Here is a 283-nt window from a genome sequence, read left to right as displayed (position 1 = left end):
GGCTGCTTCGTCTTCCTCGGCAATGGCGCCAGCGCGCCGCTGCACAATCCGTCCTACGACTTCAACGACGAAGGCCTGCTGCACGGCGCGCGGTTCCATGCGGCAGTGGCGCGGCGGCGGCTGGCGGCGGGGTAATAGGGGCTCCTACGCCCCATCCGCCTTCTCGATCTCCTCGAGATAAAACATCTTGCTCGGCTGCAGATGGTCGACGCAGAGCTGCGCCAGCACCCAATTGTCCCGGCGCTTCATCGCCTCGATCATGAACCAGTGGTGCTGGCGCGAG

Annotated in this window: 2 pseudogenes; one reads left to right on the top strand and one right to left on the bottom strand. The window is 65.4% G+C overall.

Going from position 1 to position 283, the window contains the following annotated elements:
* Positions 1 to 135, top strand: a pseudogene (locus tag EN862_RS37300) (amidohydrolase); the annotation flags it as partial.
* Positions 136 to 144: 9 nt separating this feature from the next.
* Here EN862_RS37300 and EN862_RS37295 read toward each other — a convergent pair.
* Positions 145 to 283, bottom strand: a pseudogene (locus tag EN862_RS37295) (GntR family transcriptional regulator); the annotation flags it as partial.

It is taken from the genome of Mesorhizobium sp. M2E.F.Ca.ET.219.01.1.1, from assembly GCF_004016445.2.
Lineage (GTDB): Bacteria > Pseudomonadota > Alphaproteobacteria > Rhizobiales > Rhizobiaceae > Mesorhizobium.
This window is presented reverse-complemented; position numbering and strand designations above follow the sequence as displayed.